A 20,996-nucleotide genomic window follows, 5' to 3' on the forward strand; every position below is an offset into this window, starting at 1 on the left:
GACGAGGCTGGCGACGCTCCTGACGGTTGCCGCTCTGGCGTCGGCGATGCTCGCGGTTGCGCCGGGCAGGCTCGCCGCCGAGCCGGTCAGCCGCGTCGCCGCCTTGCCGCCTTCCGTGGCCTTCGGTCAGCCGGCGCGCCTGCCCACCGCCGACGAACACGCGGCGCGGACGGGAACGAACGATACCGCCTCCGCATTGGATGTGTCGGCGCAGCAGGTTCTCTTCGGCGCGGCGCTGCTTGGCGGCGCCTTCGCGCTCGGCCTTGCCGCCACCGGCTCCCTGTCGACGGCGATGGGGGCCGCCGGTGCGGTCGTGATTTCCTATGCGGTGCTGCCGTGAGCCGGCGGCGCCGTTCCATTTCCTAGCCGTGCGGCGGATGCCGGTCGGATCCTGAAGGAGGGGCAACATGATTCGGGCTTGCAAGACCTATCTGCCGCTCGCGCTGGCGGGCGCCTTTCTCGCATCGGCCGTGCCGGCTTCGGCGCAGACGGCGGCCAACGCCGCCGTGTGGGACCCGCTGGAGCAGGTGAACCGCGCGACCTATGCCTTCAACACCGCCTTCGTCGCGGTGGTGGCGCACCCGGTGATCAGCGCCTATCGCGCGAGCGTGCCGACCTCCGTCCAGACCGGCATCGACAATGTCTTCACCAATCTGCGTGAGCCGCTGACCGCCATTTCCAGTGGCGTGCAGGGCGACTTCAACAATATGGGCGTCTCGGTCGGCCGCTTCGCCATCAACAGCGTCGCCGGCATCGGCGGCGTGTTCGATGTCGCCACCCGCATGGGCTGGGTGGCGCGGCCGGAGGATCTGGGCGGCGCGATGTGCAGCTACGGCGTGCCCTCCGGCCCGTTCCTGATGCTGCCCTTTGTCGGCCCGACCAATGCGCGCGAGGCGGCGGGCACCGTCGTGACCTACGGCATCACCTATTCGGTCGCGCATGACTTCACGCTCGGCTACGTGGTCGCCGACCGCGTCGTCGCCGCGGCTTCCGACATGCCGCTGCCGGCCGCCGAGGCGGTGGTGGTGGTGACGCCGTCGCTCGACAACGCGACCGCCGCCACGCCCGAGACGCCGAGCGTCACCACTGTCGGCGCGCCGAGCTACGAGGATGTGCGGGCCGAATATGCGAGCTTCCGCGAGCAGCTCTGCGCCGACTCGATCCCTGCGGCCGAGCTGAAATCGAGCCCGCTCGGCGGCGTCATCCGCATCAACTGATCGCGCATGCGGCCCGGTGCCGGGCCGTCTGTCGCCCATCTGTGCAAATCCCGCAGGGGGCACTCCCTGCGGGACTGTACTTCAGCCGTCGGCATTCATGCCGTCCGGCTTTCTCCCAGTCCTGACAGGATGTCTCGATGACCGCCTCCCCGGAGAACGATCATCCGTCGCAAGATCATGCACCTCACGATCATGCCCCGCATGATCACCCGCCCGGCCGCCACGCCTCGGGCGCGCACAAGGCCGGCGACGGGCACGATCACGGGCTGAGCGTCACCGACGACAGCCAGCGCCGCGTCTTCTGGGTCATGCTGTTGACCGGCGCCTACATGATCGCGCAGGCGACGGGCGGCTGGCTGTCGGGCTCGCTGGCGCTCATCGCCGATGCCGGCCACATGCTGTCCGACACGGTGGCGCTGTTCCTCTCCTGGACGGCCTTCCGCCTGAGCCGGCGGCCGAGCGACGAGCGCCGGACGTTCGGCTATCACCGCTTCCAGGTGCTGGCGGCGCTGGCCAATGGCGCGACGCTGTTCCTCATCGCCCTCTGGGTCGTCTATGAGGCGATCGAACGCTTCGCCCAGCCGGTGGAGGTGCTGGCCGGGCCGATGCTGGTCGTCGCCGTGATCGGCCTTCTGGTGAATGTCGGCGGCGTGCTGGTGCTGCGCGCGGGCGACAGCCGCAACGTCAACATGCGCGGCGCGCTGCTGCACGTCATCGGCGACCTGCTGGGCTCGGTGGCGGCGATCGCGGCGGCGCTCGTCATCCTCGCGACCGGCTGGATGCCGATCGACCCGATCCTGTCGGTGTTCGTGAGCGTGCTGATCCTGCGCAGCGCCTGGTCGCTGATCCGCAGCGCGCTGAACATCCTGATGGAAGGCGTGCCGGAGGAACTGCAGGGACCGGTGGTGGCCGACGAACTGCTCGGCGTCGAAGGCGTGGCGAACGTCCACCACATCCATATCTGGGGCCTGACCGGCGAGCGCCTGATGGCGTCGCTGCACCTCATCGTCAAGGAAGGCGCCCGGCCTCGCGAGGTGAAAGCGGCGGTGCGTTCGCGGCTCGCCGAGCGCTTCGGCATCGACCATGTGACGATCGAGGTCGACGACGCCGACGAGCACCCCGAAGGCACGCCGCCCGTCTTCGTCACGGCGGGGCACTGAGGCAGGCTCGCAAGTGCCGGTCAGGGCGGCGTGCGCAGCACGTCGCGCTCGCCCGAAATGCGCTTCTGCACGAAGGACCAACTCGTGCCGACCCCGAGCACCAGCGAAATCCAGAATAGCGTGAAATAGACCGTGATGTGGACGTCGTCGAAGGCGAAGAAGCCGAGGCCTACGCCCGCCAGCAGCGACATGATGACCAGCAGCGACAGCGCCGTTATGCCGAAATAGCCAATGCTGAGAAATGCCATGCGGCCGAGCGCCACCAGCCCTGAGAACAGCAGGACGCCGACGAAGAACTGCAGCGTCGACAACTGCTCGCCCTGCGTGACCCAGTGATAATAGGAATAGCCGCTCGGATTGTAGGTTCCGAAGACCAGCGTCGCCGCCAGACAGCCGCGCCGCGCGAACAGCCGGGGAAAGTCGACCGGCGGGTTGATGTCGAGGCGCGCCATCTCACACCGGCGAGTTGAAAGTCACATCCGTCGAATCGACCTGGCCGCTGAGCCGGTTCCGCAGATGCGACCACGACAGGCCCGAGGCATAGAGCGTGGCGAGAATCACCAGGAGGGTGAGGGTGAAGACCCGCGGGTCCTCGACATAGAGCAGTTCGTTGTCGATGAGCACCCACGCCGCCGAGGCGAAGGTCGCCGTCAGCAAGCCGATGCCGATGAGACCCAGCGAGCGCATGCTGGAGAGAATCGCCACGACGTGGAGGATCAGCAGCAACACGCCGACGAGGATCTTCGCCGAGACGTGGCCGGAATAGTCCGTGACCCAATGATAATAGGACATGGCGTAGGGATTATAGGTTCCGAGCACCAGCGCCAGGCCGGTCAGCCAGCGTATCAGTAGGTCGACCGGTCCGAACTCGTGCATGGCTCAGGTTGTTCTCCCCGATCCGAAAATTCCCGCCGCGTTTGCGCGAAACCCCGGAGCCGCTGGCATTTCGATAGAGTTCGGCTATTCATTGCATGACGCAATATCCGCCGACGACGCCAGTATAGGCGGTCGTGGGCCAGCGTCCAACTCGGGGCAGACGGCAGACAGCATGCACATCCGTTCGAGGTCTCCGGGAGCGTATCTGCGCTCGCTGCGCGCCTCGCTGCACGCGACGACCTTCGTGACGCTCGCGCTGCTGGTCTCGCTCGCCTTCGTGCTGTCGCTGGCGACGCTGCTGAACTATTCGAAGTTCCTGACCACCTTCTCCGAGCTGTCCGACCGGCGTGTGGCGCTGGTGACGACGTGGACGCGCGATTCCATCGAGGTGCTGCTCAATCTCGGCCTGGAACTGAAAGGGCTGCACGCGGCGCCCGGCATTCTGGAGAAGGCGAAGGCGCACTATCCCTACATCGAGAGCGTCTCGCTGTTCGATACCGCCTCCGACCGCATCCTCTATTCGACCGTGCCCGAACTTGTCGGCAAGCCGACGCCGCCGGCCTGGGTCGACGCCCAGGCGAAGACGGTCCGGCCCGACTGGCACCTCGACGGCGAGAACTCGTCGACGGTCGGGGTCCGGCTCGATTCGAGCTTTCTGAAAGGTCTTGGCGGCGTCGCGGTGGTCTATTCGACGGCCGAGGCGGGGGAGAAGATCGCGACGATGCGCAACCGGCTGGTGGCGTCGGCGCTGGCGGTCTTCGCCGGTTTCGCGCTTCTCGCGGTCGTGCTGGCGCTGCTGGCGACGCGCGGCATGCGGCGCACCCTGCGGGGGCTGACCGATGCGTTCGAACTGGAGGACAGCCGCCCGGTCGACGCCCGGCTGCCTCAGGCGCTGCGCGATCCGGTCCGCGCCTTCCGGCAGGCCGTCGAGGAGGCGGAGAGCGAGCTTGCGCGGGCCGAGCGCGAGCTGAGGGAGCAGGAAGCGGCATCGTCGCCGCATTCCGCGCCGGCCGTCGTGGAGGAGCGCCGATGAGCGCGGCCCCGGACATGGCGTCCGGCGACGCGCCCTCCGAGACGGCCGGCCTGGCCGTGGCCGGGGATGACATTGCGCGACTGCGCACGCGCATCCTGATCATCACCTTCGCCCTGGTCATCGCCGCCGCGACGCTGCTGTCGCTGCGCACGCACGGACTGTTCGAGGCGACGCTCTCGCCGGAGATCACCCAGAAGGCCGACACGGTGGCGGAACTGGCGACGCTCGATGTCGAGCGGGCACTCGGCTACGGCATACCGCTCGAACGGATGGTCGGCGTCCCGGCCTATCTCGAACAGCTGCTGTCGAGCCATCACGAGATTGCCTATGCTGCCGTGATGGATCCTGCGGGCCGGGTGCTGTTCGCCGCCGGCGAGAAAGATGCCGAGATCGCCGCCGACCTCTCGCAGCCGGCCGGCATCTTCGCGCTCGGCAGCATCGACCGCGAGATCGTGTGGAGCGGCGAGCGCCGGAGCGTGCTCAGCCGCGCGGAAGGACCGGATGGGGCGACGGCCGCCGTGATCGGCGTGGGGCTGGATTCGCGCTTCATCGACCGGCAGTTCGAGGATCTGGCGCAGGATATCTTCATCGTGCTGCTGGTGGCGCTGTTCCTCGCCTTCGAAATGGCGGTGGTCCTGCTGACGGGGCGCACGGTGCGCCCCCTCAACCAGCTCATCGCGGCGGTGGAGGAGGGGGGCAGGGGCAATCTGCACCGCCACATCGCCTATCGCGCCAATGACGGCATCGGCCGGGCGGTGCGCCACTTCAACAGGCTGGTGCGGGGGCTGAACGAGCGCTATCGCCGGCTCGTCGAGGACGCCGGGCAGAGCCCGACGCTGCGCGCCCGCGTCGCCGCCATCGGCGCGCGCTTCGGCCTGACCGACGGTCCCGTCGACCATTTCCATATCCGGGCGGCGATCACCGACGTCCGGCTGCCGCTGTTCGTCTTCGTCATGGCGGAAGAACTGCAGAAATCCTTCCTGCCGCTCTATATCGCCTCGCTCGACGCCAATGTGCCGTGGCTGTCGCCGCAGCTGATGATCAGCATTCCGATCTCGGTCTACATGGCGACGCTGGCGCTGGCGACGCCGATCTCCGGCTCGTGGTCGGATCATTACGGCCCGCGCCGCATCTTCCTCGCAGGGCTGCTCGTCGCCATCGTCGGCTTCCTCGCCGCCGCCGCGGCACAGAGCGTGCTGCAGCTCATCGTCGCCCGTGCGCTCGGAGCGGTCGGCTACGGCATGTGCACCATCGCCGCGCAGGGCTTCATCGTCCAGGTGACCAGCCGGGGCGAGCGCACACGCGGCATCTCGGTCTTCGTGACGGTGCTCATGTCGGCGAGCATCTGCGGCACCGCCATCGGCGGCATCCTGGCCGACCGGGCGGGCTATCGCGCGGTGTTCGTCTGCGCCGCCGCGCTGTCGCTCGTCGCCGGCCTGCTGGCATTGCGCATGATGGGGCGCGCCGAGGCGCCGGCGGAGGAGCGCCGCCGCCTCCGGCTCGCCGATCTACGCATCGCGCTGGCCAATCCACGCTTCCTCGCGCTCGTCCTGTTCGCGGCGATCCCGAACAAGATCGTCCTCACCGGCTTCCTGTTCTACGCGGTGCCGCTCTATCTCGCCGGTCTCGACGTCTCCGAGGCCGAGACGGCCCGGGTGATGATCCTGTACTCGCTGGTCATCGTGCTGCTCGGCCCCTGGGTGAGCCGCATGGCGGACGAGCGCGGCTATAGCTGGTCGCTGGTGGTCGTCGGCACGCTGCTGTCCGGCCTCGCCATGTTCCTGCTGGCGGTGCGCTCCGATATTTACGGCGTGGCCGGCGCGGTGCTGGCGGTCGCGGTCGCGCACGCCATCTCGATCTCGCCGCAGATCGCGCTGGTGCCGGAAATCTGCGCCGCCGAGATCGACAAGGTCGGCCAGACCACGGTGCTCGGCGTGCTGCGCATGCTGGAGCGCGTCGGCAGCGTGATTGGCCCGATGCTGGTGGCCGCCGTCGCCCTGCGCTACGGCTACACGGCGAGCCTCATGTTCGTTGGCGCCATGATCGCGCTCTGCGCGCCGGTCCTGCTGCTCGCGCAGCGCAGCGGCAAGGGGAGGGCGGTGTGACCCTGCGAGCGATCCGCCGCCTCGCCGCCGCCAGCCGGCATTCGGCTGCGGTGCTGCTGCTGTTACTTCCGATGCTGGCGGGCCTTGCCGGTGCCGCGCCGGCGCAGCAGGCGGAGCGCCCGCCCTTCAAGGTCATGATGGTGCTGTGGCGCGGCTGCGAGGATGCCTGCCGCGGCTTCCAGGACTACCTCGCCTTCCGCAAGGTGCCGGTGCAGTACCTCATCCGCCATGCCGGGACGCTGAACCTGAAGTTTCCCGATCTCGTCGCCGAGGCGCGGTCCCGCAAGGTCGATCTGGTGGTGACGTGGGGAACGACCGCGACGCTCGGCATGGTCGGCACGCACGACAACCCCGATCCGGCCCGCTACCTCACCGATATCCCGACCCTGTTCATGATCGTTACCGATCCCGTCGCCGCCCGCGTGGTGGCCGACCTCGAACATCCCGGGCGCAACGTCACCGGCACGCTGGTGATCGTGCCGGAGGAGACGCAGCTGCGGGCGATCCGCTCCTATCTGCCGTTCCGCCGCGTCGGCGTCGCCTATAACGAGGACGAGGTGAACGCGGTCAGTTCGGTCGAGAAGCTCCGCTCCCTCGCTGCGGGGATGGATTTCGAGGTGGTGGCGAAGGCCGTGCCGAGGGATGACGCGGGCAAGCCCGTCGCTGCAAGCCTGCCCGACGTCGTCGCCGCGCTCGCCGATGAGAAGGTCGACCTGATCTATATCGGCTCCAGCTCGTTCATCCTCAACAACCGCGCCGCCTTCACCCGTGCCGCGGTGGCGCACGGTATTCCGGTGGCGGCGGCCGGCGAGGTGCCGGTGGTCGAGGCGGATGCGCTGCTCGGGCTGGTCAGCCGCTACTACACGGTCGGCCAGCTCACGGGCACGCGCGCCGAGCAGATACTCGTCGAGGGGCGCCGGCCCGAGGACATCCCGGTGGAGGCGCTGAGCCGCTTCTCGCTGATCGTCAACATGGAAGTGGCGCACAAGCTGCACCTCTATCCGCCGCTGCTGCTGATGAACGCCATCGAGGTCATCAAGAGGGGCGAGGAGGCGGCGCCGGCGGCCGGTCAGCCGGCAGGCGGGGGCGGGCCATGAGGATCCTCATCCTCAGCAAGCGCGACCTCACCGCGACGGTGCTGCTCAACGACCTCATGGCTCGCCTCGCACCGCTCGAAGGCTGCCGGTTGCGGGTGGTGCTCGCCGAGCGTACCCGCCCGGTCGAGCTGACCGTGCCGGACCTCCGGCGCATGAAGTATTTCGAGCGCGACCTGCCCTTCGGCACGCTGTTCCCGCAGATCGACGATGCCCCCGGCCTCGGCGAGGGCGACGCGCTGATGACGCCGGTGCAGCTCGCGCGGCATTACGACGTCGACATGGCTGTGGCGCGCGGTCTCGACGATCCCGTCTTCAATGCCGCTCTCGTGCGGTTCCAGCCCGAGTTGGTTGTTTCCGCGCGCTTCAGCTTCCTGATCCCGACGCGCCTGTTCGGCGCGGCGCGGCATGGCGTGGTCAACGTCCATCCCGGCCGTCTGCCGGACTATGCCGGGCTCTATCCGCACTTCTTCTCGATGCTGGCCGGCGAGGAGACGCTCGGCTGTTCGCTCCATCTCGTCGATGACGGCATCGACAGCGGCCCGATGATCGCGCAGGGGAATGTGCCGATCCTGCCGGGCCGCTCGGCGTTCGCGCATAATCTCGACAGCCACCTGCTCGGCAACCGGCTGATTAACGAAACGGTTGAAAAGCTGCTTGCCGGCGCTCCGATCGCGACTGTTCCGCAGGGGAGTTCCAAGGTAAAGTGCAATAGTTATCCGACACCGGCTGAGTTCGATCGCTTTCATTCGGCCGGCCTGTCGCTGATCGACGTGCAGGAGTATCGCGATATTCTCGGACGCTTTGGATTGTCCGTAGATTTTCCTTGCGATACCAATCGGTTTTGAAAGACGTCGCGTCGGTCTCGGCGCAGAGGCGCGCGGCAGGTAGGCGGGGGCTTGGATGCTGGATTTCGGTATTTTCACATTGCCGGCCGTCGCGGCGGCGATGGTGTTCGTCGCCGCGCTGTTCGTCGGCGAGGATATCGTCATCGAGAAGGTCTACGTGCCGCAGGTGCGCGAGTGGAGCGGCTACACCTCGACCATCGCCACCCGCGTGCTGACGGATGAACTGCGTGAGCTCAGCGTCGCGGCGGCCTCCGAGCTTCAGGCGATCAATATTGACGAGGGCGGAGTCGAGAAGGGCATCAGCGCCTTCGAGGATTATTTCGAGGTCGGCCTGCTCATCAACGGCACCCGCAACGTGCTCGGCCTGATCAAATACTACATCAACGGCGAGATCACCGAGCAGCGCGACGAGACGCAGCTCGTCATCCGCGTCTACACGAAGAAGGAGGATCAGCCGGTCAAGCTGATCGTCGTGCGCGGCAAGCCCGACGACATGGACGGCCTGCTCCATGAGGGCGCGATCCAGATCCTCGAATTCATCAACCCCTACGTCATCGCGCTCTATCATCGCCGCGAGGAACTGGCTGCGAAGCAGTTCGACTTTCCCAAGACCCGCGCGACGATCGACCGTTTCCTCGCGGAGCAGCCGTCGGAGCAGCATTTCCTGGCCTTCGGCCTGCTCGGGCGCATGCACATGCTGAAGGCCGAGCGCGACCCGAATCTCACGCCCGAGGAGCGCGAGGCCCAGTATGCCAAGGCGGTCGAGATGCTCGACGCGTCGCTCTACCAGCAGCCGGACTTTCTCTATCCGCTGATCAATCTCGGCATCATCTATGCCGGCAAGAAGGACTATGCCCGCGCCGACGGCTTTTTCGCCCGTGCCGTGCGCCAGCATCCGAACTATCTGGTCACCCGTACCGCCTGGGGCGACATGCTGGTCGAGCAGGGCCTGTTCGACGACGCCATCGTCCAGTACGAGGCGGCGGTCGTGATCACGCCGAACGAGCCGGCGCTGCATGCCAAGCTGGCCGATCTCTATCAGCGCACAGGCAACACCGACAAGGCCGCCGAGGAGCTGGAAAAGGCGCTGAAGCTCGACCCTGTGTCGCAGGCCTATCTCGACAAGGCCAGGGAATTGCTGGGACAACCCGCCACCGCCGTTCAGTGAGGCAGGAGCGCGCGGCGGGCTTCCTTTCGCCGGGCTGGCGCTTTAAGGAGGAAACGACCGGCCGCGCCGGATCGAGCCGGATGTTGGGATCTCGTCAGGATGCTTGAGACGCTGTTCGTCATCGGCTTCGTCCTGCTTCCTCTGGCCATTGCCGTGGTGTTGATCCTCTACCGTGCCCGTTTCCTCGTGATCGGACTGGCCGGCATCATCGCCTTTCTGGCGGTGACCTGGATGGTGCTGAAGGCCAGCGACATTGTCGGGCGCTCCTTCGATGCGGAGCAGCCGGCGCTGTCGATGCCGGGCAACTGTACGGTGCCGGGGGACCGTGCGCCGGAGGATTGCCGGCTCTGAAGATCCGCCATCGCCGATGTGGCGGAATGGCGGGACGATGGTGGAACGGGCGTGCCGCGGCATGCCGCCGACAGGGGACGCTACGAGCAGACGATGGGAAGCGAACTGGCGTTCACGGCGATCGCCCTTCTGGTCCAGGCCGCTGCACTGGGCCTGTTCCCGTTCGCGCTGCTTGCCGCCTCCTGCCGTGCGATCAACGCGGCGCAGGACTGCCAGCTTCCCGCCACGCCCTATATCGAGCTGTTCTCCCTCGCCATCGGCGTGCTCGCCGGCGGCATCATTCTGTGCACCAACGTGCATTGGGGGCTTCTGGACCCGGGCGAGGTGTTTCGTCGCGGCGGGCCGTGGGACATGAGCTTCGGCCAGTTCCTCTCGGGCCCGGCCAATCCGCTCGCCTACGATCTTTCCGCCATCCTGGTCTGGCCGTTCTCCGGCCGGCTGCCGAGCCTCGTGGGCTTCGCGGTACTGCTGCTGGGCGGGCTCGTCTTCTATGGCCCGCTGCTGATCCATCGCTCGCGCCGCGCCTTTGCGCACGGCATCCGCAACGTGGTGATCCTCGTCTGGGGCGCCTATGCGACGGTCTATCTGTTCTTCTATGCCGGCTGGCTCGCCAACCGGCTGAACTTCTGGATATTCCTGCTGCTGCTGCTAGCCGTTGGCTTCCTGCGGCGGCGTTCCGAGCGCGTGGTGCTCAAGATCAACTGAGGCGGAGCAGTTCCGTCGTCGTAAGGAGACTGGTCATGAACATCGTCCGTCATCTGAAGGTGCTCGGCCTTGCCGGATCGGTGCTGATGGCAGCGGCGCCGTGCGCCTTTGCGCAGCAACTGGGCCAGTCGACCGAGCCGCCCAGCACCTTCGACCGCATCGAGAAGTCGCTCTCGGATGCCGCCAGCGAGGCGCTGGACTACATCAAGAGCGTCATCCCTTATACGATGCCGGAAGTGCAGCCGAACGGCGACATCGTCATCCGCCGCCAGAAGCCCGATGCCGGCACCTCGACCGACGCGCCGGGCGCGACCACGCCCGCGCCGGCCGAGCCGGACAGCGGCACTTCGACCACCGCGCCGGGCGCGGCCACGCCTGCACCGGCCACGCCCGCTCCGGCCACGTCCGCTCCCGTCACGCCGGACAGCTCGACCAGCCCCGACAAGAAGATCTGACAGGACTCTTCCGTCATCCCGGCCGGTGCGCGACGAGGTCGATCTCGACCAGCGCATCGCGGGCAAGACCGGTGACGCCGACGCAGGTTCGCGCCGGCCGCCGCTCGGCCGGGAAATAGGAGGCGTAGACCGCGTTCATGGCAGGGTAGTCGCGCTTGAATTCGGTCAGATAGACCCGCGCCTGCACGACATGCGACAGGTCGAGGCCGATTCCCGCCAGCACGAGCACGAGATTGTCCATCACGCGGCGGGTCTGCGCCTCGACGCCTTCGGGCAGGGCCCGGGAGTCGTCGTCCGGCCAGGTCGGCATCTGCCCGGTGATGAACACCCAGCCATCCGCCTCGACCGCATGGCTGAACGGGGCGACCGGACGTGGGGCGCCGGGGATCATGTGAAACTGCGACATCGAGGTTTCCTGGGCACGGGGAGGGGGCGGACATTCCGCCCCGGTGGGCAGGCGGCGTCAATGCCTGTGCCGGTTATCCCCGGCGATGATCGGCCCGCGCAGCGGCTTGCCCGACGCTCATGCGAGGAGCGTGTGCGCGCATCTGAGCGTCGCGTCGTCCATGGATTTGACGAGCACGCGGCTGTCGCCGCCCGCGAGGCCGCCGCGCAGTTCGCGCCAGTTCACGCCGTCGCCGCCGAACAGAATCTCGCCGTCGATGCGCGCCGGACCGGCCAGGTCGAGCTCCGCGAGGCCGTCCAGCAGAACCGGCACGTCGGCGCTCGCGGGAGCCGGCCAGATGAGATCGATGTCCGATCCGGCATGGAGATAGGCGAGCCCCGTCAGATGCTGCCAGAGTAGCGCCCCGAACACGGCCGGGCGCAAGCGCAGCCGCTCGCCGAGCGCATCGAGGGCGTCGAGCTGCGGCCGCAGATGTGCGGGAGCCGATCCGACGGCCTCGCCAAGGGGAACGGCAGAGAGGCGCTCGGCCACCATTTCGGGCGGCAGCCGAAAGCCGAGCCTCAGCTTGCCGAGTGACGGGGGCAGCGGCAGGCTGACGGCGATGGTCCACCGGTCGTCACCTTCGGCGCGGCGGCGCACGATGACCGGCCAGCCGCGCCCGGCCCAGCCTTCGACCAGCCGCCGGGCGTCGTCGGCGAGATGGTTGAACCCACCGTCGGCGCCGAGCAGTGCATCCCAGCCCTCCGACCGGACGCGCAGCAGGTCGTGCCGGCGCTCCGTTCGCTCAATCGTCATGGCTGCTTGAGGCCTGCTCCGCCACGCGGCGGGCGATGTCGGCCGCGACGCGCCTTCCGCCCCTCTCGGCGCCGAGGGCGTCCCGTGTGTCATGCGCGGGAAGGCTGGCCAAGGTCGCCTCGAACTGCGGCGCGAGCGGCCTGGCCGGATCCCAGACCTCCGCCACCGCGCCCACCGCGCTCATCGAGGCGAGGCCCGGCGCGAAGACCGGCGTCGTCTTCGACAGCTCCGTCAGCTTCTCGATCGGCAGCTTGGTGACGCGCGCCATCGAGGGCAGGTCCATCACCGCCGGCTCGGCGCCGGGAAGGGCGACGAGAATGTCGGTCGCGCCGGCCGTCGCCAGGAAGGCGCCGGCGGCGGCCTTGCCGTAGTTCAGGCCGACGGTCGGATGCCCCGCACGGCTGGCCAGCAACAGGCATTTGGCGAGATGGGCGAGATACTCGTTCAGCCCCAGCATCTCGTCATGGCGGGACATGAGCTGGCCCTGGGTGTCGACGAGAACGAGGATCGGCGCGGAGCCGCCCCTACCGATCACGTCCAGCACCCGCTCTGCGAGCGGCAGCAGGCCGTCTATGCCGAGCGGTGCGCCGCCGGCGATGCCGATGACCTCGACGCTCGCGCCGTCGCCATGCCGGCCGGTGCCGAGGATCAGCCCGTCAGGGCGCGTGACGACATCGTGCCCGGAGGGAAACAGGCCCGCCAATATCTCATCGAGCGTCATGGTCCGCTCCTTTCGCCGCAGCGGCGGCAGCGGTGAAGGCCTCGTCGTCCATGTCGCGGACCGCCTCCGGATCGTCGAGGCCGACCGCCGTCCATATCTCGGCGGCGGTGGTGCAGGCGCCGAGCACCGTCCGCCGCGCCGCCAGCCGCGCCTGCTCGGCGCGCAATGTCGCGAGCTCGAAGGGCGGCGCCCGATCCATGAGCGAAAGCGCGGCGGCGCGGAAGCCGTCCATCGTGTCGTCAACATAGGCGTCGGCGCCGCCGATCAGGCGGCGGGTGCGTCCCCCGGTGACGCTCCAGACCAGCGCCTTGTCGCGGGAATCGAATTCCTCGACGCCCTTGTTGGTCTCGATCACCTCGGGGCCGGTCACGCCGGTCCGTCCCTGCTCGGAAATGGCGATCGCCGAGCAGGTCGCGGCGGTGAGCCCGGCGCCGCCGAACGCGCCGGCGCGCCCGCCGACCAGCGCGATTACCGCAACTCCCGCCGCGCGGGCTTCGACGATGGCCCGCATCACTTCCGCGACGGCGAGTTCGCCGGCGTTGGCTTCCTGCAGCCGCACCCCACCGCTGTCGAGCAGCAGCAGGATGGTGCGGGGCAGCCGGGCGTCGTCGCGGGCCGCGCGAAGCAGCCCGACCAGCTTTGCCCCGCTGACCTCGGCGAAGGTGCCGCCCATGAACTGGCCTTCCTGCGCGGCGACGAGCACGTCGCGGTCATCGAGCCTGCCGCGCCCGACGATCATGCCGTCGTCGAAGGCGGCGGGCAGGTCGAACAAGGCGAGATGCGGGCTTTGCACCCGCTCGGTCGGGTCCATGAATTCCGCGAAGCTGCCCGGATCGAGCAGGCCGGCGAGGCGCTCGCGGGCCGTGGAGAGGAACCAGCTCGCCGCGCCCGCGCGTGCGATATCGCTCGTGTCGCTCATCGGTCGATCTCCAGCGCACGCGCGCCCTGCATCAGCCGCAGGGCGACCGTGTCGGGCCGGGCGCCGCCATCGTTGATCGAGATGCGCAGGCCGCCCGGGCTGGCCCGCTCGACGAAGTCGGCGACGACCGCCTTCCATACCTCGTCATACCCGCCGATGGGGGTGGCGATCTCCACGGTGCATTCGGTGTCGGGGAGTGTGCGTTCCAGCAGCACCTCCAGATTGCCCGAGGCGACGACGCCGACGAGGACGCTACGGGCCGTGCCGGCGGCACCTCCCCGGGTCGTGTAGCGAAGCTTGAGGATATCCATCGCGGCCTCCTCACCAGTTGCGAAACTTGCGCGGCGGGTCGTAGAGGTTGCCCGACCAGTGCATCAGCTCCTTGATGGAGCGCGCGGCGAGCAGGCTTTTATTGGCGTCGAGCGGGTCGATGCCGAGATCCTCGGGCCGCTGGATCACCTTGCGCGCGCGCAATTCCTCCACCGCCTTGCGGTCGCGCGCGCGCCCGACATCGGTGTAGCCGGCGACGCCGCGGATCGCCTGCTCGCGCTCACCGGGCGTGCGGCAGAGCAGGAGATTGGCGATGCCTTCCTCGGTGACGATATGCGAGACGTCGTCGCCATAGATCATCACCGGCGGCAGAGCGAGGTCGAGCGATTTGGCCAGTTCGATGCTGTCGAGCGTCTCGACGAAGGTCGGCACCAGCTTCTCGCCGAAGGTCTCGACGATCTGCACCACCAGCTTGCGCCCGCGCGGCAACTGCGCCGAGCCGGCCGACGCCTCGCGTCCCGCCTGCAGCCAGGCGTCGCTGGCGTGCCGGCGCCCATGCGGATCGGAACCCATGTTCGGCGCGCCGCCAAAGCCGGCAATGCGATCGCGCGTGACGGTGGACGAATTGCCCTGGAGGTCGATCTGCAACGTCGAGCCGATGAAGAGGTCCGTCGCATAGAGCCCGGCGGACTGGCAGTACATGCGGTTCGAGGCCATCGAGCCGTCGCGGCCGGTGAAGAAGATGTCCGGCCGGGCGCGCATATAGGCGTCCATGCCGACTTCCGAGCCGAAGCTATGAATCTGCTCCACCCAGCCGCTCTCGATGGCCGGAATCAGCGTCGGGTGCGGGTTCAGCGCGAAATGGGTGGCGATCTTGCCCTTCAGCCCCAGCCGCTCGGCATAGGTCGGCAGGATCAGCTCGATGGCGGCGGTGTTGAAGCCGATGCCGTGATTGAGCCGCTTGACCCCGTAGGGCTCGTAGATGCCGCGGAGCGCCAGCATGGCGGTGAGGATCTGCGTCTCGGTGATCTGTGCCGGGTCGCGGGTGAACAGCGGTTCGACATAGAAGCTGGACGGCGCGACGACGACGAAGTCGACGCGGTCGCCCGGCACGTCGACGCGCGGCACCTTGTCGACCAGTTCGTTCACCTGGGCGATGACGATGCCCTGCTTGAAGGCGGTGGCCTCGATCACCACCGGGGAATCCTCGGTGTTAGGCCCCATGTAGAGATTGCCGTCGCGGTCGGCGCAGCGCGCCACGGTGAGGGCCACATGCGGGGTGAGATCGATGAAATAGCGCGAGAACAGCTCGATATAGGTGTGGATCGCACCGAGCTGGATCTTCCCCGCCTGAAGCGCCCGGGCGAGCGCGGCGCCTTGCGGGCCGGAATAGGAGAAGTCGAGCTTGCGGGCGATGCCTGTCTCGAACAGGTCGAGATGCTCGGCCAGCACGACGCCGGACTGCACGATGTGCAGGTCGCTGACCATGGCGGGGTTCACCGCCGCGAGGCAGGCGGCGAGGAAGTCCGCCTGCTTCTGGTTGTCGCCCTCCAGGCAGACCCGGTCGCCGGGCCGCAGCACGGCCTCAAGCAGCTTGGTCGCATCCTGATGCGCGACCAGCTTGCCCTTGGCATGGGGGCTGGCGGCCGACAGGCGCTGGTCGCGCGAGTGCCGGGCCGTGTCCCAGGAGCGCTGCGCCGGGTTGGATCGGACGGTCATCGCCGCACCTCATGCACCGGATCGGAAGCCGGCACGCCCGGACGCGGGCGCGACGGCATCGGGCGCAGCTTACCGAACCTTGCCCTCGTCTGTCGCCCCCCCCAATGCGGTCTCCTTGACGCGCGTGGGGGCCGTGCCGTCCGGAGGCGGGGACGGCACGGCGGTCAGGCGCGGCGGATCACTTGGCCTTCGCCTTGGCGAGGAACGACCCGTCGAAGGTCTTGCCGAGATCGATGCTCGCCCCGTCGAATTTCGGATCGGTGGTGGTGAGCAGGTTCAGCGCGCTCTTCATGCTTGCCTCGTCGATGTTGCCATCGGTCGAATAGGACTGTCGGGAGGCATTGAACGCCTTGATGTAGAGGTCCTTGTCGCCCAGCCAGTATTCCTCCGGCACCGCGGCGGCGACCTGCTCGGGCGTGGCCGTCTCCAGCCACTTCAGCGTCCTGTAGAAGGCGTTGGTGAGCGCCTGCACGGTGTTCGGGTTGGCCTTGATGAAGCTGTCCTTGAAGTAGAGCACGGCGGCCGGGTTCATGCCGCCGAACACCGCTTCGGTGCCGGCGGTGGTGCGGGTGTCGACCAGAACCGTCAGCTCGCCCATGTCCTGCAGCTTGGAGATGACCGGATCGAGATGCGAGATGGCGTCGATCTCGCCCTTCTGCATCGCCGCCACCGCCGAAGCGCCGCTGCCCACGCCGATGAAGGAAGCGTCGTCCGGCGACATGCCGTTCTTCGCCAGCAGATACTGCACGAGGATATAGGTGGAGGAGCCCGGCGCGGTGACGCCGATCTTGGCGCCCTTCAGGTCGGCCACCGACTTGATGGTGTCCGCCTTGCGCTTGCTCACGCCGACGACGATGCCGGGATAGCGGCCGAGGTCGATGACGGCGCGCACGTCCTGCTTTTTCTGCTGCATGCGGATCGTGTGCTCATAGGCGCCGGTCACGCCGTCGACGGAGCCGCCGATCAGCGCCTGCAGCGACTTCGAGCCGCCGCCGAAATCGTTGATCTCGACCGTCAGCCCCTCGTCCTTGAAGTAGCCGAGCCGCTCGGCCAGCGTCAGCGGGAGATAATAGAGCAGGGGCTTGCCGCCGACGCCGAGGGTGATGTTGGGCTTCTCGATCTCGCCGGCCTGTGCCGCACCGAGGGTGGGGAACAGCAGGCCCGCCGCCAGAAGCAAGGTACGCATCTTCATGTCATTTCCTCCCGTTTGTTGTCGTTGTCAGTTCTGTTCGCTGGCCGCCTGCGGGCGCCACACCAGCAGGCGCTTTTCGACCCGCGTCACGAACCAGTCGATGACGAGCACGAAGGCGGCCAGGATGAACATGCCGGCGAACACGCCGGTCACGTCGAACACGCCCTCTGCCTGGTGGATGAGATAACCGAGGCCTGCGGACGAGCCGAGATATTCGCCCACCACCGCGCCGACCAGCGCGAAGCCGACCGCCGTGTGCAGCGAGGAGAACATCCACGACATGGCGGAGGGCCAGTAGACGTTGCGGAACAGCTGGCGCTCGTTCATCCCCATCATGCGGGCATTGGCGAGCACGACGGGGCTCACCTCCTTCACGCCCTGATAGACGTTGAAGAACACGATGAAGAACACCAGCGTGACGCCGAGCGCCACCTTCGACCAGATGCCGAGGCCGAGCCAGAGCATGAAGATCGGCGCCAGCACCACGCGCGGCAGGGCGTTGACCATCTTCACATAGGGGTCGAACACCGCCGCCACCACGGGCTTGCGGGCGAACCAAAAGCCGATCACGACGCCGCCGACCGAGCCGATGATGAAGGCCAGCACGGTCTCGGTGAGCGTGATCCAGAGGTGCTTCCAGATGGTGCCGGTGACGAACAGTTCGACGACGCGCGCGAGCACGTCCCACGGCTTGGAGAAGAAGAATTCCGGCAGCAGATAGTCGCCGCCGATCGGCACGGTGGCGCCGACCTGCCAGATGGTGAGCGCGACCACGGCGACGAGGATCTGCAGGAACAGCAGCTTGGCGGGATGAAGCTTCATGGCTGCAGGTCTTCCCCATAGGTCTTGGCGACTTCGGCCTTGAGCTGGTCCCAGATTTGCCGGTGCAGTTCATGGAACCGCGGGTCGAGCCGGATCTCGGCGGTGTCGCGCGGGCGGGCGAGGTCGATCGGGAAATCGCCGATGATCTTCGCCTCCGGTCCGGCGGACATGATGACCACGCGGTCGGAGAGCGCGATGGCCTCCTCCAGATCATGGGTGACGAACATCACCGCCTTGCGGTCCTGCGCCCACAGATTGAGGAGCAGCGTGCCCATGATCTGCCGCGTCTGGGCGTCGAGCGGACCGAAGGGCTCGTCCATCAGCAGGATCTTCGGTTCGCGGATCAGCATCTGGGCGAGGGCGACGCGCTTCCTCTGGCCGCCGGAGAGCTGGTGCGGGTAGCGGTCGCCGAAGCGGGCGAGGCCGACCTTCTTCAGCCAGTCGCGCGCCTGCTCCAGCGCCTGCGTGCGGCGGGTGTCGGCGATCTCCAGCGCGATGGCGACGTTGTCGAGCGCCGACTTCCAGGGCATCAGCGCGTCCTGCTGGAAGAGATAGCCCGCCTTGCCGTTCAGCCCGTTCAGCGGCTCGCCGAAGATCGAGACCCGGCCACCGGCCGGGGCCAGCAGGCCGGCGGTGGCGTTGAGAAGGGTCGACTTGCCGCAGCCGGTCGGGCCGACGATGGCGACGAACTCGCCTTCGCCCACATGCAGCGAGGTCGGCGCGACGGCCTTGTAGACCGGCTGTCCCTTCATGGCGAAGCTGATGGCGATGTCGTCCAGCGCCACGGCGAGCGGGGCGTCGGGGTGCGCCGTGGCCTGCGGCGCCCGGGCGATCATCGCCCCTGCGTCGGCGTTCATGGGCTCTCCCATCCTGTCGTCCTATTGGGCCGCGCGAAGATGCGCGGGCGGGGGGTGAAGGTCGCCGCTGCGACCGGCCTTGGCAACCTGTCCGGGAATGTCATGGCCGATCAGCGCCGGTAGGCTGCGTGCCAGCGCCAGCAGGGCGGGAAGGTCGACGCCCGTCGCCACTCCCATCTCGTCCAGCATGTGGACGAGATCCTCGGTCGAGATGTTGCCGGTCGCCCCCGGCGCGAAGGGGCAGCCGCCGATGCCGCCGAGCGAGGCGTCGAAGCGGTCCGCCCCCGCCTCCAGCGCGGCCAGCGCATTGGCGAGCCCCATGCCGCGCGTATTGTGGAAGTGCAGGGTCAGCGGCACGCCGCCGAAGCGCTCCCGGAAGGTGGACACCAGGTCCGCCACCTGGCGCGGGTTCGCCATGCCGGTGGTGTCGGCCAGCGTCACCGAATTGAGACCGGCGGCGAGATAGGCCTCCGCCAGGTCCAGCACCTTGCCGGCCGGCTGCGCGCCCTCGAAGGGGCAGCCGAAGGCGGTGGCGATGGAGCCGTTGAGCGTGACGGTCGTGCCGCCAGCCGCCGCCACGATGGCGCGGAAACCGTCGAGCGACTGCGCCGGCGTCATCCGCATATTGGCGAGGTTGTGGGTCTCGCTGGCCGACATGACGAGGTTGAGCTCGTCCATCCCCGCCTCGAGCGCCTCCTGCGCGCCGCGCAGGTTCGGTACCAGCGCGACATAGGTCACGCCCGGCCGCCGGCGGATGGCGCGTGCCACCTCGCGCGCATCGGCGAGGTTCGGCACCGCCTTGGGCGAGACGAAGGACGTCACCTCGATCTTGGCGACGCCGGTCTGCGAGAGCGCGTCGATCAGCGCGATCTTCTCCGGTGTCGGCAGGAAGCGCGGCTCGATCTGCAGCCCGTCGCGCGTCACCACCTCCTGGATGAAAACGCGCGGGGGAACGCTTTCCCACGTCATGGCTCGTCTCCGGGTGCCTCGGAACGTGCCACCACGCCCCTGGCGGCGAGGGCGTCGATCTCCTCCACCGCGTAGCCGAGCCCGGCCATGATCGACGCCGTGTGCTCGCCGAGGCGCGGCCCCTGCCAGTTCACCGCGCCGGGGGTCTGCGAGAGCTTCGGGACGATGCCCGGCATCCTCACCTCGGTGCCGTCCGGTAGCGTCGCCGGCAGGATCATGTCGCGGCTGAGATATTGCGGGTCGGCGACGATGTCGGCGACCGAATAGATGCGCCCGTTCGGCACCTCGGCGCGGTCGAGCGCCGCCGTCACCTCGTCGAGCGAATGCCGGCTCGTCCAGTCGGTGATGGCGCCGTCGATCGCCTCGACATGCGCCACCCGCCCGTCATTGGAGGCGAGGCGCGGGTCGTTCGCGAGGTCCTCGCGCCCGATCGCGCCCATCAGGCGCTTGAAGATGCCGTCGCCATTGCCGGCGACGATCACATAGGTGCCCTCCCGGGTGGGGTAGGAGTTCGACGGTGCGATGCCCGGCAGCGCGCCGCCCGAGCGGGTGCGCACGAAGTCGAAGAGGTCGTATTCGGGGACGAGGCTCTCCATCATGTTGAAGACGCTCTCGAACAGCGACACGTCGACCACCTGCCCGGTGCCGCGCCCGGACTTGATGTGCAGGAGCGCCATCAGCGCGCCCATCACCGCGTGCAGCGCGGCGAGCGAATCGCCGATGCTGATGCCGGTGCGCGCCGGCGGCCGGTCGGGATCGCCCGTGGTGAAGCGCATGCCGCCCATCGCCTCGCCGACCGCGCCGAAGCCGGGCCGCTCGCGATAGGGGCCATCCTGGCCGAAGCCCGAAATGCGCACCATGACGAGGTTGGGGTTGATCGCCTTCAGCGCCTCCCAGCCGAGACCCCAGCGCTCCAGCGTGCCGGGGCGGAAATTCTCGATCAGCACATCCGCGTCGCGCACGAGGCGGCGGACGATCTCCTGGCCCTCGGGCTCGCGCATGTTGACGGCGATGGACTTCTTGTTGCGCGACTGCAGATACCACCAGAGCGAAGTGCCCTTGTGCAGCTTGCGCCATTTGCGCAGCGGGTCGCCTTCGCCGGGGGATTCGATCTTGACGACCTCGGCGCCGAACTCCGCCATCAGCCGCGCGGCGAAGGGCGCGGCGATCAGATTGCCGAGCTCGACAACGCGGATTCCCGCCAGCGGGCCCTCTTTGGGACCTTCCATGTGTGACGCTCCTCACCCGTTTTTCGTTCTATCGGTCGAATGCGGCCATAGGTCCAATAGTCTTTAGGCAAAGACCGCATGCGAA

Annotated in this window: 24 protein-coding genes; 11 read left to right on the forward strand and 13 right to left on the reverse strand. The window is 68.1% G+C overall.

From position 1 onward, the window contains the following. Positions 1-46 precede the first annotated feature (46 nt). The 3 genes from AC1PZ7_RS11485 (at position 47) to AC1PZ7_RS11495 (ending at position 2,377) form a co-directional block, all read left to right on the forward strand. A complete protein-coding gene (locus AC1PZ7_RS11485; protein ID WP_482355363.1) occupies positions 47-340 on the forward strand; it encodes a hypothetical protein in 294 nt (97 codons plus the stop codon). Between the two features lie 67 nt (positions 341-407). Further along, complete coding sequence (locus AC1PZ7_RS11490; RefSeq protein ID WP_482355364.1) at positions 408-1,217, forward strand: MlaA family lipoprotein; 810 nt, start codon at positions 408-410, stop codon at positions 1,215-1,217. Between the two features lie 137 nt (positions 1,218-1,354). Continuing rightward, positions 1,355-2,377, forward strand: coding sequence for a cation diffusion facilitator family transporter (locus AC1PZ7_RS11495; RefSeq protein ID WP_482355365.1), 1,023 nt, complete (start codon positions 1,355-1,357; stop codon positions 2,375-2,377). A 20-nt stretch (positions 2,378-2,397) separates the two neighbouring features. On the opposite strand, the gene AC1PZ7_RS11500 is transcribed toward AC1PZ7_RS11495, so the two are convergent. Continuing rightward, positions 2,398-2,829 (reverse strand): DUF6524 family protein, encoded by a 432-nt coding sequence (locus AC1PZ7_RS11500; protein WP_482355366.1) that lies wholly within the window; start codon positions 2,827-2,829, stop codon positions 2,398-2,400. Position 2,830: 1 nt separating this feature from the next. Then, complete coding sequence (locus AC1PZ7_RS11505) at positions 2,831-3,253, reverse strand: DUF6524 family protein (protein ID WP_482355367.1); 423 nt, start codon at positions 3,251-3,253, stop codon at positions 2,831-2,833. A 172-nt stretch (positions 3,254-3,425) separates the two neighbouring features. Here AC1PZ7_RS11505 and AC1PZ7_RS11510 point away from each other — a divergent pair, with 172 nt between their 5' ends. From AC1PZ7_RS11510 to AC1PZ7_RS11545, 8 genes are all read left to right on the forward strand, one after another. After that, on the forward strand, positions 3,426-4,286 hold the full coding sequence (locus AC1PZ7_RS11510) for a hypothetical protein (protein ID WP_482355368.1): 861 nt from the start codon (positions 3,426-3,428) through the stop codon (positions 4,284-4,286). Next, positions 4,283-6,391, forward strand: a complete 2,109-nt coding sequence (locus AC1PZ7_RS11515) for an MFS transporter (RefSeq protein ID WP_482355369.1) — start codon at positions 4,283-4,285, stop codon at positions 6,389-6,391. The genes AC1PZ7_RS11510 and AC1PZ7_RS11515 overlap by 4 nt, the downstream gene beginning before the upstream one ends. Further along, entirely contained in the window at positions 6,388-7,488 is a 1,101-nt protein-coding gene (locus AC1PZ7_RS11520; RefSeq protein WP_482355370.1) for an ABC transporter substrate-binding protein, read from the forward strand. Before AC1PZ7_RS11515 ends, AC1PZ7_RS11520 begins: the two co-directional genes overlap by 4 nt. Continuing rightward, positions 7,485-8,333: a formyltransferase family protein gene (locus tag AC1PZ7_RS11525; protein WP_482355371.1), complete on the forward strand. Its 849-nt coding sequence runs from the start codon at positions 7,485-7,487 to the stop codon at positions 8,331-8,333. Before AC1PZ7_RS11520 ends, AC1PZ7_RS11525 begins: the two co-directional genes overlap by 4 nt. Before the next feature lie 55 nt (positions 8,334-8,388). Continuing rightward, a complete protein-coding gene (locus AC1PZ7_RS11530) occupies positions 8,389-9,501 on the forward strand; it encodes a tetratricopeptide repeat protein (RefSeq protein WP_482355372.1) in 1,113 nt (370 codons plus the stop codon). 99 nt (positions 9,502-9,600) lie between these two features. Continuing rightward, positions 9,601-9,852, forward strand: a complete 252-nt coding sequence (locus tag AC1PZ7_RS11535) for a hypothetical protein (RefSeq protein ID WP_482355373.1) — start codon at positions 9,601-9,603, stop codon at positions 9,850-9,852. Between the two features lie 93 nt (positions 9,853-9,945). Beyond that, positions 9,946-10,557 (forward strand): hypothetical protein, encoded by a 612-nt coding sequence (locus AC1PZ7_RS11540; RefSeq protein ID WP_482355374.1) that lies wholly within the window; start codon positions 9,946-9,948, stop codon positions 10,555-10,557. 35 nt (positions 10,558-10,592) lie between these two features. Beyond that, complete coding sequence (locus AC1PZ7_RS11545; protein ID WP_482355375.1) at positions 10,593-11,012, forward strand: hypothetical protein; 420 nt, start codon at positions 10,593-10,595, stop codon at positions 11,010-11,012. A 13-nt stretch (positions 11,013-11,025) separates the two neighbouring features. Here AC1PZ7_RS11545 and AC1PZ7_RS11550 read toward each other — a convergent pair whose 3' ends face one another. The 11 genes from AC1PZ7_RS11550 to AC1PZ7_RS11600 form a co-directional block, all read right to left on the reverse strand. Further along, positions 11,026-11,403 carry a RidA family protein gene (locus AC1PZ7_RS11550; protein WP_482359622.1) on the reverse strand — a complete coding sequence of 126 codons (378 nt, stop codon included), beginning with the start codon at positions 11,401-11,403 and terminating at the stop codon, positions 11,026-11,028. 132 nt (positions 11,404-11,535) lie between these two features. Continuing rightward, the gene (mdcG, locus tag AC1PZ7_RS11555) at positions 11,536-12,213 is read right to left on the reverse strand and encodes a malonate decarboxylase holo-[acyl-carrier-protein] synthase (protein WP_482355376.1); all 678 of its coding nucleotides are present in this window, start codon (positions 12,211-12,213) and stop codon (positions 11,536-11,538) included. Continuing rightward, positions 12,203-12,934 carry a biotin-independent malonate decarboxylase subunit gamma gene (mdcE, locus tag AC1PZ7_RS11560; protein WP_482355377.1) on the reverse strand — a complete coding sequence of 244 codons (732 nt, stop codon included), beginning with the start codon at positions 12,932-12,934 and terminating at the stop codon, positions 12,203-12,205. Before mdcE ends, mdcG begins: the two co-directional genes overlap by 11 nt. Then, positions 12,921-13,853 (reverse strand): biotin-independent malonate decarboxylase subunit beta, encoded by a 933-nt coding sequence (locus AC1PZ7_RS11565; RefSeq protein ID WP_482355378.1) that lies wholly within the window; start codon positions 13,851-13,853, stop codon positions 12,921-12,923. Before AC1PZ7_RS11565 ends, mdcE begins: the two co-directional genes overlap by 14 nt. Continuing rightward, on the reverse strand, positions 13,850-14,164 hold the full coding sequence (gene mdcC / locus AC1PZ7_RS11570; RefSeq protein WP_482355379.1) for a malonate decarboxylase acyl carrier protein: 315 nt from the start codon (positions 14,162-14,164) through the stop codon (positions 13,850-13,852). The genes AC1PZ7_RS11565 and mdcC overlap by 4 nt, the downstream gene beginning before the upstream one ends. A 10-nt stretch (positions 14,165-14,174) precedes the next feature. Beyond that, positions 14,175-15,842 (reverse strand): malonate decarboxylase subunit alpha, encoded by a 1,668-nt coding sequence (gene mdcA, locus AC1PZ7_RS11575; protein WP_482355380.1) that lies wholly within the window; start codon positions 15,840-15,842, stop codon positions 14,175-14,177. Between the two features lie 178 nt (positions 15,843-16,020). After that, positions 16,021-17,034 carry an ABC transporter substrate-binding protein gene (locus AC1PZ7_RS11580; RefSeq protein ID WP_482355381.1) on the reverse strand — a complete coding sequence of 338 codons (1,014 nt, stop codon included), beginning with the start codon at positions 17,032-17,034 and terminating at the stop codon, positions 16,021-16,023. Between the two features lie 27 nt (positions 17,035-17,061). Continuing rightward, positions 17,062-17,856: an ABC transporter permease gene (locus AC1PZ7_RS11585; protein ID WP_482355382.1), complete on the reverse strand. Its 795-nt coding sequence runs from the start codon at positions 17,854-17,856 to the stop codon at positions 17,062-17,064. Beyond that, positions 17,853-18,692 carry an ABC transporter ATP-binding protein gene (locus AC1PZ7_RS11590; protein ID WP_482359623.1) on the reverse strand — a complete coding sequence of 280 codons (840 nt, stop codon included), beginning with the start codon at positions 18,690-18,692 and terminating at the stop codon, positions 17,853-17,855. The genes AC1PZ7_RS11585 and AC1PZ7_RS11590 overlap by 4 nt, the downstream gene beginning before the upstream one ends. Before the next feature lie 42 nt (positions 18,693-18,734). After that, positions 18,735-19,682 carry a hydroxymethylglutaryl-CoA lyase gene (locus AC1PZ7_RS11595; RefSeq protein WP_482355383.1) on the reverse strand — a complete coding sequence of 316 codons (948 nt, stop codon included), beginning with the start codon at positions 19,680-19,682 and terminating at the stop codon, positions 18,735-18,737. Continuing rightward, entirely contained in the window at positions 19,679-20,911 is a 1,233-nt protein-coding gene (locus AC1PZ7_RS11600) for a CaiB/BaiF CoA transferase family protein (protein WP_482355384.1), read from the reverse strand. Before AC1PZ7_RS11600 ends, AC1PZ7_RS11595 begins: the two co-directional genes overlap by 4 nt. Between the last annotated feature and the right edge of the window lie 85 nt (positions 20,912-20,996).

The organism is Ancylobacter sp. TW_SC_1 (genome assembly GCF_056836805.1).